The organism is Chryseobacterium sp. SG20098 (assembly GCF_031844745.1).
Lineage (GTDB): Bacteria > Bacteroidota > Bacteroidia > Flavobacteriales > Weeksellaceae > Chryseobacterium > Chryseobacterium cucumeris.
This window is the reverse complement of sequence record NZ_CP134622.1, coordinates 4,253,202-4,267,764: the sequence shown is the minus strand read 5'-3', so window position 1 is coordinate 4,267,764 and position 14,563 is coordinate 4,253,202. Positions and strand designations below refer to the sequence as shown.

The 14,563-nt window shown below is 34.5% G+C and carries 14 protein-coding genes; 4 read left to right on the top strand and 10 right to left on the bottom strand.

The features are described from left to right. Window positions 1-527: 527 nt before the first annotated feature. From RHP76_RS19670 to dapA, 4 genes are all read right to left on the bottom strand, one after another. Complete coding sequence (locus RHP76_RS19670) at window positions 528-974, bottom strand: response regulator (protein ID WP_062675497.1); 447 nt, start codon at window positions 972-974, stop codon at window positions 528-530. Next, window positions 967-1,548 (bottom strand): helix-turn-helix domain-containing protein, encoded by a 582-nt coding sequence (locus tag RHP76_RS19665; RefSeq protein ID WP_062675498.1) that lies wholly within the window; start codon window positions 1,546-1,548, stop codon window positions 967-969. The genes RHP76_RS19670 and RHP76_RS19665 overlap by 8 nt, the downstream gene beginning before the upstream one ends. A 294-nt stretch (window positions 1,549-1,842) precedes the next feature. Beyond that, window positions 1,843-2,346 carry a GNAT family N-acetyltransferase gene (locus tag RHP76_RS19660; RefSeq protein WP_062675499.1) on the bottom strand — a complete coding sequence of 168 codons (504 nt, stop codon included), beginning with the start codon at window positions 2,344-2,346 and terminating at the stop codon, window positions 1,843-1,845. Window positions 2,347-2,464: 118 nt separating this feature from the next. Then, a complete protein-coding gene (gene dapA / locus RHP76_RS19655; RefSeq protein ID WP_120233434.1) occupies window positions 2,465-3,337 on the bottom strand; it encodes a 4-hydroxy-tetrahydrodipicolinate synthase in 873 nt (290 codons plus the stop codon). Between the two features lie 107 nt (window positions 3,338-3,444). On the opposite strand from dapA, the gene RHP76_RS19650 reads away from it, so the two are divergent. From RHP76_RS19650 to recO, 4 genes are read left to right on the top strand one after another with little or no spacing between them, the layout of a single operon-like run. Continuing rightward, window positions 3,445-4,200 carry a 5'-nucleotidase C-terminal domain-containing protein gene (locus RHP76_RS19650; RefSeq protein ID WP_062675501.1) on the top strand — a complete coding sequence of 252 codons (756 nt, stop codon included), beginning with the start codon at window positions 3,445-3,447 and terminating at the stop codon, window positions 4,198-4,200. Between the two features lie 2 nt (window positions 4,201-4,202). Beyond that, window positions 4,203-5,153 (top strand): bifunctional metallophosphatase/5'-nucleotidase, encoded by a 951-nt coding sequence (locus RHP76_RS19645; RefSeq protein ID WP_311228856.1) that lies wholly within the window; start codon window positions 4,203-4,205, stop codon window positions 5,151-5,153. Window position 5,154: 1 nt separating this feature from the next. Beyond that, window positions 5,155-7,407 (top strand): type IX secretion system anionic LPS delivery protein PorZ, encoded by a 2,253-nt coding sequence (locus RHP76_RS19640; RefSeq protein WP_120233433.1) that lies wholly within the window; start codon window positions 5,155-5,157, stop codon window positions 7,405-7,407. After that, window positions 7,407-8,093, top strand: coding sequence for a DNA repair protein RecO (recO, locus tag RHP76_RS19635; RefSeq protein ID WP_120233432.1), 687 nt, complete (start codon window positions 7,407-7,409; stop codon window positions 8,091-8,093). The genes RHP76_RS19640 and recO overlap by 1 nt, the downstream gene beginning before the upstream one ends. 6 nt (window positions 8,094-8,099) lie before the next feature. Here recO and RHP76_RS19630 read toward each other — a convergent pair whose 3' ends face one another. From RHP76_RS19630 to gwsS, 6 genes are all read right to left on the bottom strand, one after another. Beyond that, window positions 8,100-10,772, bottom strand: coding sequence for an MGH1-like glycoside hydrolase domain-containing protein (locus RHP76_RS19630; RefSeq protein ID WP_311228855.1), 2,673 nt, complete (start codon window positions 10,770-10,772; stop codon window positions 8,100-8,102). A 106-nt stretch (window positions 10,773-10,878) separates the two neighbouring features. Continuing rightward, entirely contained in the window at window positions 10,879-11,688 is an 810-nt protein-coding gene (locus RHP76_RS19625; protein ID WP_062675505.1) for a glucose 1-dehydrogenase, read from the bottom strand. A 73-nt stretch (window positions 11,689-11,761) separates the two neighbouring features. Continuing rightward, window positions 11,762-12,103: a GNAT family N-acetyltransferase gene (locus RHP76_RS19620; protein WP_311228854.1), complete on the bottom strand. Its 342-nt coding sequence runs from the start codon at window positions 12,101-12,103 to the stop codon at window positions 11,762-11,764. Continuing rightward, window positions 12,081-12,224 (bottom strand): hypothetical protein, encoded by a 144-nt coding sequence (locus RHP76_RS19615; protein WP_311228853.1) that lies wholly within the window; start codon window positions 12,222-12,224, stop codon window positions 12,081-12,083. The genes RHP76_RS19620 and RHP76_RS19615 overlap by 23 nt, the downstream gene beginning before the upstream one ends. A gap of 4 nt (window positions 12,225-12,228) precedes the next feature. Further along, on the bottom strand, window positions 12,229-12,786 hold the full coding sequence (locus RHP76_RS19610) for a DUF1684 domain-containing protein (RefSeq protein WP_311228852.1): 558 nt from the start codon (window positions 12,784-12,786) through the stop codon (window positions 12,229-12,231). A gap of 574 nt (window positions 12,787-13,360) precedes the next feature. Further along, window positions 13,361-14,422, bottom strand: a complete 1,062-nt coding sequence (gwsS, locus tag RHP76_RS19605) for a grasp-with-spasm system SPASM domain peptide maturase (RefSeq protein WP_277115573.1) — start codon at window positions 14,420-14,422, stop codon at window positions 13,361-13,363. Between the last annotated feature and the right edge of the window lie 141 nt (window positions 14,423-14,563).

Genomic DNA, 14,563 nt, shown 5'->3' with positions numbered 1-14,563 from the left:
ATTTTAATAGTTCAGGCTTAATATTTTGTGATGTGGTGTGAAAATATTTATATAACAATATAATAATGAGCTAAAACCATAACTATTAAAATAAATTATAAAAAACAAAATGAATTATTTTTTCCAACTTGCTTATTATAAAAACTAACTGTGTTTCGGTGGAGATGAGGGAATGAAACGAATAAAAATATCTCCAACTACTTATTGAGTTTTCATGATTGTACCGTTTTGTTTAAAGATCTTCTGTGCTTTATAATTGGAAAATTAGTATAATCCATTTTGTTTAACTAACATCGTGATTTATATAATTTTTTTATTTTTAGAAACAATTACTTCTCATTCATCTGTATCTTGTACTATATAATAAATTTGTGTCTGAGTTTACTTTTACAAATGTCCGTATATTAATTCAGATGCCTTTTATATTATTTTAATGATTAGTTATAAAATTTTCACCTATTTGTGAATAGTATGCAATAAATACGATTTTTAAATTATTAATATTAAATTAATAAATCCTTTATTCATCATACTTTCAGAATTAAATTATCTTTATTCAAACCCGAAGTGTGATACTGCCAGTTGATGGTAATAACTTCCGTAAGTACCTTTCTGAGCTTCTCAAAACAGTCAGGTTTTTTCATAAAAATATGCGCACCTTTCACAAAAATATCTTCTACTTCATTTTCCGGAATAGGGTCAGAAAAAATGGCCGTCACCATATTGTTGAATTTTGAATTCGAACCAATATCTTCCAGGCATTCCATACTCTCTTTTCCGGGAATCATATAATTTATAAAAACAAGTTCCGGAATTACAGCATCATCATTATTCAGGTATTCCATCAGGCTGTTCCCGTTACTGAAACATTGAACTTTTATAGAGATCTTCAACTCCTTCAGAATATTTTTAAAAAAAATCAAAGTGTTTTCATCGTTATCTGCTACTATTACGTTCAGAAATTCTTTATTCATACTGCATTTTATGGTTTATTACAGTGCTTTGTACTCTTCTTCGTTTGCCAATAATTTTTTGAAACTGGGATGGAGTGATTCCTGTTGTATTTTTGAACTGGGTGCTTAAATGCGCCACACTGGAATAGTTCAGCTTATGGGCAATTTCTGTAAGGCTTTGTTTGTTTCTTATGATCAGGGCTTTTGCATGCTCAATCTTTTGCAGAATAATAAAATTCTCAATAGAGGTAAAAGCAACTTCTGAAAAAAGATTGGAAAGATAACCATAGCTGTGATTCAGCTTCTCAGAAATATAGATGGAGGCTTTTACCGGTATAATTTCATCCGAAAATACAAGCTCTACAATAGCATCTTTTATTTTCTGTACCAGTGCACTTTTTTGGCTTTCTATGATCTCGATACCATAATCTTCAAGATTTTTCTTAAAAAGATTGTGCTGTTCTTGTGTAAGGGGCTCATAGAATTCCACTTCACCGAAGTTCAGTAATCTGTACTTCAGCCCGTGTTCTTTAAGTTTCTCGTCCAATACCTTTTTACAAAGAGCATTGAAATCAAATTTAACATACATTTTCATCCTAGTATATATAAGCCAATATTATTTAGTAAATATAATAATTTATTTCAAGTAAATGTGAAATAGGTGTATATTTTTAATATTTTACCATATATACGAAAAAACTCCTGTATTTTAGAATACAGGAATTTAAACACTAAGGATGAAAAAAATATACTGATAAAAAGCTTTTCAGCTCAAAACCAAGCATATGAATGTATTGTATAAGTGATTTGGTTCTGAAGCAAAGATGAATCAAAAAAAGAAATCACTTGTTATAGAATTACAGGATAAAGTTACAAAATTTTAAGTCATTTATCTGTGAATTAGATATTCCATAAGAAAATCATCCATCACAAAACCGTTACCAATATCAAAAACACCTTCGTCATACACTTTATATCCCTGGGATTCGTAGAAGTTTCTGGCTGAATTGTATTTATTGACATTCAGGATAATTCTGTTGTTTCCGTTTTCAGAAACTTTCTCATTCAGAAACTGAAGTGCTCCTTTCCCAAATCCTTTTCCTTTACTCTCAGGAACCAGATAAATTCTGTGCAGTTTGGTGGTTTTCTCTGCATAGTTGTGCTCATATCCGATAAAGCCTTCAAAAGTATTATTATTTTCATCCTGAATAAGATAATAATGATAATACGGATTTTGAAAATGGTGTAAAATTTCATTTTCAGAATACATTTCTGCGAGCATAAACTCCATTTGTTCTTTAGAAAGAATGTCTGCATAGGCATTTTCCCATGATCGTCTTGCAAGATCCTGAATCAACGGGATGTCTGCAGCTGTTGCCTGTTGTAATTTCATGATTGGTTGTATTATGATGATTAAAAAAAGTGAAAAGCCTAAGCTTTTCACCCTTTATATTGTTCAATGATGACTCATGAGTTTTAACATAATTAAAATTCATTTTGCCGGTTCATTATTAAATTGTAGCCATTTCAGCTTTAATTTTTGCATGAAGACCTTCTGAAGCCTTTACCAAAGGAAGTCTCAGATAATTTTTGATGATTCCTTTTTCGGTCAGGATTACTTTAATACCACAAGGATTACCTTCAGCAAAAATCAAACGGGTAATATCTACCAGTTTGTTATGAATTTCATAAGCTTCCTTTACTTTACCCTCAAAAGCCAGCTGTACCATTGTTGAAAACTCTTTAGGATACGCCTGTCCGATTACGGAAATTACACCATCTCCACCAGCTAATGTTACAGGTAATGTATATTCATCATCTCCAGAAACTAAAGAAAATCCTTCAGGTTTCTTTCTCAGAATATCAAAATACTGAAGAATGTTAGGAGAAGCCTCCTTAATCAGGAATAAGTTAGGAAATTCCTTTGCAAGACGAAGCGTAGTCTCTGCTTCTACATTTTGCCCTGTTCTTGACGGAACGTTATAAATAATAATATTTTTTCCTGTGGAAGCTAAAGCTTTATAATGTTGATAAAGACCTTCCTGGTTCGGTTTATTATAATATGGAGATACTGAAAGTACGGCTTCAAACGCAGAAAGATCTGCTTCTTCAATCTGTTTCTTGACCTCAAGAGTATCGTTGCCGCCAATTCCCAAAACTAAAGGAAGACGTTTATTATTCACCTTAATGATGTGCTCAATTACCTGTTTCTTCTCCTCTGCAGAAAGCGTTGCGGCTTCTGCCGTTGTTCCCAATACAACTAAATAATTGGTTCCGTTTTCGATATTGTACTCCACCAGTTTTGTTAAACTGTCGAAGTCAACGGATAAATCTTCATTAAAGGGCGTTACCAATGCAACACCTACTCCTTTTAAAATGCTCATCTGTTAGAATTATTTTTGCCAAATTTAATAATTTACAGTAAGAATTTGTAATAAATAATAATGTTTTATTATACATATAGTTATATTTGCATATACTAAAAGAGATTATGAAAAATAAATTCTTGTTATTAGGAATTGCTCTGGTGTCGCTTACTGCATGCAAAACGGCTTCTGTGCCGCAGCTTGTGAATGTAAAGACCCAGAAAAATATTTCTATTAATAATGAGCTAAAGAATGATGAGGAGTTTGTAAAATTTATCGAACCGTATAAGCAGAAACTGGATAAAGAAATGAACCAGAAGATCTCACACACCAATGTGGATCTTACCAAACAGGGCGATAACAGCAATCTGGGTAATCTTTTAGCTGACTATACGTTTGAAGGAGGTAATGAATGGATCAAAACTCATCTTAAGCAAAACGTAGACGCTGCATTGATCAATATCGGAGGAATCCGAACCACTATCGGAAAAGGAGATATTTTACTTAAAAATGTATTTGAAGTAATGCCTTTCGAAAATGAAGTAGTGATTGTGAAAATGAAGGGAGCAGATTTACAGGGGCTTTTTGAGTATTATGCAAAAACGCAGGTCAACAATCCTGTTTCTCATTTATACATTGAAACAAAAAACGGACAGGTAACCAAAGCCTTAATCAATGGTAATACAGTAGATCCTGCTAAAGATTATTATATTGCGACTTCAGACTATCTTGCATTGGGAGGAGACAATATGAAATTCTTTGCTAAAGGAGAATCCATTGCAACAGGAATTAAAATGAGAGATTTATTTATCGATTATTTTAAAAAATCACCTGAAGTGGTGGTCAATTCGGATGTTCGTTTAAATTTTATCGGGAAGTAATAATGGATAGAAAAAGTTTTTTAAAAGCAATAGGAGGCGGATCTTTAGCAATGGCTTTGGCTCCCAATATGATGATGGCGGAGGAATTAAAAATCCTTAATTTACAATCTGCAAACAAACTGACTATTCTTCATACCAATGACCAACATAGCAGAATAGAACCTTTTGACGCGAGCTATACCAAAAATCCTAATCAGGGAGGTTTTGCAAGAAGGGCAAGCTTAATCCAACAGATCAGAAGTCAGGAAAGTAATGTTCTTCTTCTTGATTCCGGAGATATTTTCCAGGGAACTCCTTATTTTAATTTCTTCGGAGGAGAACTGGAGTTCAAATTAATGTCTATGATGAAATATGACGCCTCTACCATGGGAAATCATGATTTCGATAATGGACTTGATGGATTTTTAAAAGTACTTCCTAATGCGAAGTTTCCTTTTATCTGTTCCAATTATGATTTTACAAACACTGTTCTTGACGGGAAAACTTCTCCCTACCAGATATTCAATAAGAATGGCATCAAAGTAGGAATTTTCGGAGTGGGAATCCAGCTGGATGGCCTTGTAGGCAAAAAACAGTACGGAGAAACCGTTTACTCCAACCCCATTGATGTAGCACAGCATTATTCAAATTTTCTGAAGAAAGAGAAGAAATGTGATCTTGTGATTTGTCTTTCGCACATCGGCTATGATTACAAAGATGAACCTGATAAAATAAGTGATAAAATTTTAGCGGCCAATACAGAAAATATTGATATTATTTTAGGAGGCCATACTCATACATTCTTACCGGAACCTCAGACCTTTACCAACAGACAGGGCAAAAATGTCCTTGTTAATCAGGTGGGATGGGCAGGTCTTCTTTTAGGTAGAATAGATTTTTATTTTGATACAAACAAAAACGTACAGCATATTTCCTGGAACAATCAGGTGATAGATAGCAGCATAACCGCATAATATGAAAAAACTCTCTATAATTTCTCTTGGTATTTTAGCATCCCTGCAGCTGACAAAAGCTCAGGTTATTTCATCCAAAAAGTGGGCAGATCTGTTTTCCTACAATAATGTCTTAGCCATGAAAGAAGACAATGGAAAAATCATTGCAGCCACTCAAAACGGAATATTCTATTATACAATATCAACAGGAGAAATTACGAAGTTATCCAAAGCCAATGGCCTGCACAACATCGGAATTACTGCTTTCGATTACAATCCGCAGACTAAAACAGGGCTTATCGGTTATGAAAACGGATCTATGGATGTTATTACACCACAGGAGATCAAATATATTGTTGATATTCCTATTGCTACAGGATATAATGGAGATAAAAAGATTAACCACATTTCGATAACCGGAAATCAGGCTGTCATTTCTGTTGGGTACGGTGTTTCCATATTCAACCTTCAGAATAAAGAGTTTGGTGACTCTGCATTTTTCCTTTCTGGTGGTGTTTATCAGGCAAGTAATGAAGCTACGATATTCGGGAATAAAGTATATTCTGTAACGGATACAGGATTGAAAAGCCATCAAATGAATACTACGTTTCCCGTATATTCTACATGGACAACGGAAGTTCCGGGAGCTTTCAAACATATAGATTCAGAATCAGAATTGGTTTACTCAACGGCTACAGCTGCTTATATTTATAATAATGGTAACCCGACACAGCTTCCTACAACTTTTGAAAAAATCAGGGATGTTGTCATGACTTCAAATAGTATTGTGGTTACAGATAACAGAGTATACACCTATGGAATCAATGGAGTATCGCAAAATGCGGTAAGTCTTGGTGAAGAATGTAATACTGCATTAACAGCTGGCGGAAAGATTTTAGGAGGAACGGTATTATCGGGAATTAAGGATGAAGGTAACAATACTTTTAAACCTTCCGGCCCTTACTTCAATTTTGCTTACAACATTAATCTTTTTGATAACAACCAGCTTCTGGTGTCTACCGGAGCAAGAGCTAATAATTATAACGAACCGGTTAGCAATCCTAAAAAACCAGGATTTTATTATTTCACCGGTACAGAATGGATTTATCCTTCTTTTTTTATTAATAACCCACAGTCCATCAATGTACTGGATGCTACATTAAGTCCTGTTAGTAATAATGAAGTATTTTTCACCAATTATACGATGTTTGATAATGGTGTATACAGAATGAAGTACAATGCTACCAGCAAAGATTTTGAACTGGTAAAATATTATAATCTTGGAGCACAGCCATATTTCAGACGTCCTGTAGGTTTTGCCACAGATTCTCAGAGTAATCTTTTTGTTTCTTTTGGTTTCAATGATGGGAATCCTTCTATGGGAATTTATGATAAAGCAGCAGATGATTTTGTTATCAAGAAAATAGTTCTGGCCAGTGATGGTACTCAAAAACCGGTTTTCCACGAAAATATGTTGTGGACTCCGCTGCCAAGATCTAACAATTTCTGGGTATATGACTATAAAAATGCCACTAATCTTTCTGATGACAATGATTATATTCTGGGAACGGCTAATGGATTTAACAGTTCAGGAGGTATTTTATCGGTAGCATTTGATAAGTCTGGAGATGCCTGGATCGGTACAGATGGAGGACTAAGAATTATGTCTAACGCAGCAACAGAAATAAAAAGCGCCCAGCCAAAAGTAGAGCCTATAGTTATAGAGCAGAATGGTTTGGGGGAAGAGCTTTTCAGAGAATCCGCAATTCTTCAGATTGCAGTAGATGCAGGTGACTATAAGTGGGTATCTGTTGATGGTGGTGGTGTTTATTACCTCTCCGCCGACGGTCAGAGAACTATAAAGCATTTTACAAAAGAAAATTCCCCTCTTCCTACGAATAGTGTTACCGATATAAAAGTTGATAAAAAAACAGGTAAGGTATATTTTGTAACATATAATGGTATTGTAACGTATCAGGGAGATGTTGCAGATGTAACTTCCAATTTCGGTGATGTGGTAGTATATCCAAACCCTGTTGTTTATTCTAATTTCAAAGGAAAAGTAACCATTAAAGGTCTTGCAGAAAAAACCAATATAAGAATTGTAGATGCCGCAGGTAATGTAGTTCACTCTGCAGTCGCAAGAGGTGGATATTATGAATGGGATCTCAATAATCAGAAAGGAACAAGAGTAGCTTCAGGGATTTATTTTGTCCTGATGACGAATGAAGACGGATCTGATAAAGCTACCGCTAAAATAGGAGTGGTTAATTAATGAATTCACAAAACGGTTTTTTACTTTCATTTATCAAATATGGAGAAAATGATGCTGTATTGCATTGTTTTACAGAAGAAGAAGGTTTTCAGAGCTATTTTCTAAAGGGAATTTATTCCAAAAAGAATAAAAAGAAAGCCTTGCTTCAACCGTTGAGCCAGCTCAATTTTTCTGTAAATCCATCACGTGGCAACGGTATTCCGTCTGTTTCAAAGTTTGAACTGGTAAAAAACAATGATATTTATACAGACATCAAGGTCAATACCGTTATTTTCTTTATCTCAGATTTTCTGAGCCATATTCTTAAACATGAGAATAAAAATATTCCTATCTATTCCTGTATTGATCATTTAATCTGCGAGCTGACTAATAAAAATTATCAGGCGCATCTTCTGTTTTTGCTGGCTTTTTTAAAAATTCAGGGTGTTGCACCCTTATTGAGCGAAGGCAGGTTTTTAGATCCGGAAACCGGAACTTTTTCACTGGGAATAAGTCACCAGCTCTTCAATGAAGAAATTTCAATGCTATGGAAAGAAGCTCTTTGTGCAGAAGATTTTTATGCCACAAAAATCCATTCCTCCTTGAGAAAAGATTTCCTTGACAGTCTTTTAGTATACTATCATTACCACATCACGGATTTCAAAACTCCAGCCTCTTTGGAAATCATACAGCAGATATTTGAATAAATAATATTATTCCTTCCCTGTTGTTTTTCCAATATCTTCCGGCATTTCTGTTTCGGATTCTGCCATTTCTTTTTTGGAAAATCTAGGTTGAAGGATCTTAGCAATAAGTCCTGTCCAGCCAGTCTGATGAGAAGCTCCTACTCCACGGCCGTTGTCTCCGTGAAAATATTCATAGAACAAAATATAATCTTTAAAATCAGGATCGGTCTGAAACCTTTCATACTGCCCATGAACTGGTCGTTTCCCATTTTCATCCATTAAAAATATCTTGGCAAGTCTCTTGTTTAAGGCATCTGCAATCTGATCCAGGCTAGAATAATTACCGCTTCCTGTAGGATATTCCACCAAAAAATCCGGGCTGTAATAGAAGAAAAAACGCTGAAGACTGTCAATAATAAGAAAATTGATAGGAAACCACACGGGGCCGCGCCAGTTGCTGTTTCCTCCAAAAAGGCCGCTATCACTTTCAGCAGGGGTATATTTTACGCTGTAATTCGTATCATTCAACGTTAACGTGTAAGGATTGCTTTCATATTCTTTGGATAAAGCTCTTACTCCGTAATCACTGAGAAATTCCTCAGGATTCAACATTCGGTTTAACAGTCTTTTCAAACGATGTCCCCGAAGCAGAGATAAAAGGTGTTTGGAATCCTGCCCTTTCACTTCCCATCTTGAAACCAGAGAAGCCAGTTCAGGTTTATTATCCAGTACCCATTTCATTCTTTTCTTGAAATTGGGAAGGTTTTCAATCATTTCATCATCGATAACCTCAACGGCAAACATTGGAATTAATCCAACAATAGTCCTTAGCTTCAGATACATATGAGTTCCGTCGCTGGAAGTAATTGCATCATAGAAAAATTCATCCTGTTCATCCCAAAGACTGAATTTCTCATCACCCATATTATCCAGTGAATGGGCAATCGACAGGAAATGTTCAAAGAATTTCATAGCCATCTCTTCATACACCTTATTGTAAAGAGCCAGTTCCAGCGCAATTCTCATCATATTGAGGGCAAACATAGCCATCCAGCTCGTTCCATCGGACTGCTCCAGCTGTTCTCCGTTGGGCAAAACAGAATTCCGGTCAAAAACCCCAATATTATCAAGTCCCAGAAATCCTCCTTCAAAGATATTATTGCCATTAAGGTCTTTTTTATTAACCCACCAGGTAAAATTCATCAATAACTTCTGGAAAGCGCTTTCCAGAAATTCCAGATCGGGTTTATCTTTTAAATATTCATCAATTTTAAATACTCTGAAAACCGCCCAGGCATGTACAGGTGGATTCACATCACTTAAGTTCCATTCGTATGCAGGCAGCTGTCCGTTGGGATGCATATACCATTCAAACAGGAAAAGTTTCAGCTGATGTTTTGCAAAATCCGGATCTATCAGGGAGAAGCTGATAGTATGAAATGCCAGATCCCATGTTGCATACCATGGATATTCCCATTTATCAGGCATTGAAATGATATGCTCATTGTTCAGATGCTTCCAGTCGTAGTTTCTTATCGTTTCGCGGGACTTTGGTGGAGGCATTTCGGAAGGATCACCTTTCAGCCATTTTTCTACATTGTAATGGTAAAACATTTTATTCCAAAGCATTCCTGCAAAAGCCTGTCTCTGAACCAGTTTTTCATCTTCCGAAGCAATTCCTTTCTGGATTTCTGCATAAAACTCGTCGGCTTCTTTTTCTCTTTGTTTAAAAAGAATATCGAAATCTTTAAAAGGTTCTCTTATATCTTTATCTGAAAGCCTGAATTCAAATATTTTTGATTCTCCCGCTTTAAAATCTTCATCAATAAAGAAAGAAGCTTTGGTTCCTGCATTTTTGGGATTCACAGACTGGGAATTTCCCGTCATCACAAAATTATTGATCCCGTCTTTACAGTATTTTGACTCATTAGAAGACTGGTAAAGCCTTTCATTATTGGTTTCGTTATTACAAAATAATGTTTTTAAAGATTGTTTTGCATATACATTTTTAACCTCGATATCCTGATGATTGACTTTAATATGGTCTGCATCTTCAGCAGACAATTGTGGTTTATAATCATCATATCCCCAGTTCCAGGTATTTCTGAACCAAATAGTCGGAAGAATTACGAGAGACGCTTCTTTTTCAGATTTATTGAATATTTTTAGTTTTACAAGAATATCATTCTGACTTTCTTTTGCATATTCAATAAAAATGTCAAAGTATTCATTGTGATCAAAAATCCCTGTATCAATCAACTCATATTCAGCTTCCTCCTTTCCCCTTTCCGCATTTATTTTTACAAGCTGTTCATAAGGAAAAGCATTTTGAGGATATTTATACAGCATTTTCATGTAAGAATGGGTAGGTGTGGAATCCAGATAGTAATAATATTCTTTCACATCTTCACCGTGATTTCCCTGACCATTGGTGAGACCAAAGAATCGTTCTTTGACCATTTTATCTTTCTTATTCCAGAATCCTAAAGAAAATACAAGCTTCTGGAGATCATCACAGATGCCACATATTCCTTCCTCACCCCAACGGTAAGTTTTGGCTTCTGCAGTTTCATGATTGGTATAATTCCATGCATCTCCGTTTTCACTGTAGTCCTCACGAACAAGTCCCCATTCACGGTTACTGACATAAGGCCCCCATTTTTTCCATGAAATATCTGAAATTCTCTGTTTTTCCGACATAAACGATAATTATGAGTAGTGAGTAATATTTAATTCCGTTTCAAGTTCTAAAAACAACCTCAAAAACTTTAAACCTTGAACATTAAACTTTGAACTTCGAATTCCTTTATCCTCCGGTAGAAAAACTCTCAAACGTAGTCATTCCACCATCCACGAAAATGCTTGTTCCTGTGATATAATCTGCAAGGTCACTGGCAAGGAACGCAGCTAAGTTTCCGATATCCTGCGGTTGTCCGATTCTGTTATAAGGAATAAGGTTCAGAAGAGAATTAAGGGCTTCCGGAGTATCCCACGCATTCTTATTAATAGGGGTCTGAATAGCCCCGGGACAAATGGAATTGACACGGATCTTGTTGGCACCATATTCTTGAGCAAGGGTTTGCATCAGCATTCTTACAGCCCCTTTACTGGAAGCATAATTAGCATGTCCTGCCCACGGAATAATCTCATGGACTGAACTGATATGAATAATTTTCCCACAGGCAACAGAGCGGGAAGTATCGATTCCTCTTCTTAGAAATTCTTTAATAGCTTCTCTGGCACAAAGAAATTGTCCGGTCAGGTTGACTCCTATGACCGCATTCCATTGATCCAAAGTCATTTCAGTGAATTTTGAATCCTTTTGAATGCCTGCATTATTGACCAGAATATCTACCGTTTGGAATTCAGAAACAACATCCTGAAACATCCTGATAACCTGATCCTCTTTGGAAACATCACACTGGTAGGTTATTCCTTTACCGCCGGCATCCGTTATTTCTTTTAAAACAGCTTTAGCTTCTTCTGTAGATCTTTCCGAAGAATGATTAACAATGACTGTTGCTCCTGCTGCCGCCAATGATTTTGCAATTCCTGAACCGATTCCACTGGAAGCTCCTGTGACTACAGCCACCTGATTTTGAAGTGATATTTCCATGTTTTGTAATTTGATGTTACTCAAAGTTATGGAAAGATATCAGCAGATAAAAAATTATGATTTTAAAATTTTATTAAAGTTTTTTGTACATCAGGTATTGAGGTCCGCTTCTTCCAATTCTGGTCTTACCGTCGTAAATATATCCTGCCTGAAGATAAATATGGTAAGCAGATTCATTTTTCTGGTTGACAGCCAGTACAATCTCATCGCAGGTCTTGAAATGATTTTGGACAAAAGTACCTACTTCCTGCATAGCAACTTTTCCAATTCCCTTTCCCTGCAGTTGAGGATTCACAGATAGTGAACGCAGTAAAACTGAATTCTCATTATCCGTAAGATCTAATTTATCTTTTCCAAAATCAAGGACAAAAAAACCTACAGGTACATCATTTTCAAATATTGTTATCCTCATCATCCCGTTCGCTGATGCTTTGTAAGGCCTGCTGAGCAGTCGCTGTAAACCTCATCTGATTTTCATCCAAAGTATAACTGACTCCGGAAAGGTCTTCATGTTTAAAGAATTCTAAATGTATCATGGCATTAGTGATGGTAGATATCTTCATACATTACCCCTGCACGGATTTCCACGGGAAGTTTATTTTCCTCAGGAACAATGGGACAATTGTAATCATAAGCGTTGTAAGCACAGAAAGGATGATAGGATTGATTAAAATCAAGTACAATGGTATTTCCTTTCGGAACTTTAAGATCCATATATTTCCCTCCTCCATAGGTTTCCTTTTCATTGGTGGTATCACGGAACGGAAAGAAAAGATAGTCTTTGTATTTTTCCTGTTTGATCAAATCCAGACTTTGGTATAACGTTACAGTATAAGGCTTACCATCCAGTGTAAAGGTTGCTTTTCCGTATTCCTGATACGTTTTTGTTTTTCCCGAAGATGTTGGAAGTTCAAAAGGCTGGGTATCTTTTGACTTAACAAATTCTGCAGTAACTCTGTATTTAGCGTCAAAAGGAAAGAAAGGATGTCCTTTAAAATTTTTAAAGTTATCGCCTCTTAACGGAGTCCTTTTTGGATTGAGATATTCAGCATTCAGTTCTTTCTGAAATTTCTGTACCTCTTGCTCTTCCTTTGACATCTTTTTTTGAGAAAAAAACCATAGTGGAAGCAGTAAAAAGAGTATTATATATTTTTTCATGAATTTAAAATTATAAGTAAAACTATGAATTTCCGAAACAATAAAAGTTAAAATTGTAATAAAAAATATAATCTGTAATAAATAAAATAAGCACCCGCCCATCTAGCATACTTTTTGAAAAACAAAGCTCATGGACAGAAAAAGCTTCATAAAGACCAGTGTTCTGGCAATATCAGGATTTTATTTTCTAAAAGTTAATATTTCATTCAATTTTCTGCTTTTTAAAATAAATTGATTCAATATTGAAGTTTGTTTTCTACCTGAAACTAAATTTAAAATAAACAGAATAAGAAAAACAACTAACAAAGCAAAAATTCCAACCCAAATTGCTAATGTTGCATAAATATTTTTTCCGTAATAGACTAAAACAAGTTTCGCAATATTTCCTATTGATAAAATTAATAGAAACCAGAACTAAAAACTTCTGATGTTAATTGTACTTATTATATTTTAAAGACCTCGAGATAACCAGGTTATTATTAATGTATACTTTATAGATTTTATTAAATAATTGTCATAATTTTGTATAGTGTTTTTGTTTAAGGGGGTTTTTACTCCAATCTTCCCAAATACCAGTATATGGATTGTACCCACATTTTAAAGGCTTTGACGTATCTAAACTATCTTTATTTATATGTGTTTTTTCAGTAAAAGCCCTGCAATCAGTACAGATATACCTGAATTCACAGTCTTTACATATTTCTATCTGATCTTTAGTAATGTTCCAGTATTTTTTAAACCCTGGATTTTTGATAACATTTTCTAAGCTGGTATCATGAATGTTTCCAAAACTTTCGAGCATTAAAGGACAGTTTTTTATATTACCATCACTGTCAATTCCAATTTTTTTATGTAAGCAAGAGTTATGATTGAAAGCTTCCAGAACTTTTGTAATATTGGTGTTAAAATATTGTATATCAATTTTTCCACAGGAAGATATGTCTATGTTGTCTTTTATAAAGTTTAAAATAAACCGAAACTCATCTTTCACCTTGAACGGACTTTTTTTACAATTGTAAAAGGTAAAATGATAAACTCTGATAGTTTTTACATTAAGCTCTTCTATGAAATTTCTGTCAATATTACTATGATAAGGAGAAAAAATTTCAATGCCTGATAAAACAGAATCTGTGAACGTTTGTTCAATTCGGATAATATCTTCAATTGTGAAATAATTTTTACTGTGTATCACTAAATATTTTATTCCTAAATTTTCTACAGATTGTTTCAATTTTTCCAAAATAGAAATATCACTGAGTTCAATAAATAAATCATTGATAAATGATGGATTGTTATACTCGTATGAAATAGGAGGAAAGCTTTTATCCCAATTATTTTCTGTAATAAAGCCGTATTCTTTATCTAATAGTAGATTCAAATATTGGCTAAAAATTTCTTTAGATTCATCATCATAAAGTGTTGAGATTTCTTCTATAGACTTTACTTTTAATTCTTCGATTATATCATAAAACTCCAAAGGATATACTTCAGATGTTTCCCTTTGCAGATCAGAAATTAGTATTCTTTGCGCCCCTCTTGTAATTAGAGTATTGCTGAATAAATTGAAATATCTCATAGTAATCTAGTAAGAGCTTTAAACGGCTTTTCCCGGAAATAAAAATTAGATCTATATTTATTAGATTCTAAAAAATATACAGTATTACTGTTACGTTTTACATTTGTTCTACTTCCAAATTTCGTTATATTTTTAAATGTT